This is a genomic window from Paraburkholderia sp. SIMBA_027 (genome assembly GCF_046535315.1).
GTDB classification, from domain to species: Bacteria; Pseudomonadota; Gammaproteobacteria; order Burkholderiales; family Burkholderiaceae; genus Paraburkholderia; species Paraburkholderia tropica.
Genome location: NZ_JAWRWY010001036.1, coordinates 1 through 257, shown reverse-complemented (window position 1 = coordinate 257; position 257 = coordinate 1). Strand labels below are relative to the sequence as shown.

The window sequence follows — 257 nt, the reverse complement described above, 5'->3', positions numbered from 1 at the left end:
GGCATCGCTGCCGTCCAGCACCGGCGACGATGTGAACGACACGATGCGCCGCGCGTTCGCGCACGCCGAACAGGCGCTGTCCGCGTGGCACGCGGACGAATCCGAAGCCGCCGTCGCGTTACGTCAGGTCAAGACGGGCGCCGCCGCGCAATGATGCCGGCCGCGCGCGCTCTATCCGTCAGACCTGTGCGAGCGCCTGCGCGTCGATGATCCGCACGCGCTTGCCGCGTGTTTCGACGAGCGACTCCCGATGGAAC

At 69.6% G+C, this 257-nt stretch carries 2 pseudogenes; one reads left to right on the top strand and one right to left on the bottom strand.

Annotated elements, in window-relative coordinates:
• Positions 1–154, top strand: a pseudogene (locus SB764_RS42270) (metal ABC transporter ATPase); the annotation flags it as partial.
• Positions 155–178: 24 nt separating this feature from the next.
• Here the strand turns inward: SB764_RS42270 and SB764_RS42265 are convergent.
• Positions 179–257: pseudogene (locus SB764_RS42265) on the bottom strand (Crp/Fnr family transcriptional regulator); the annotation flags it as partial.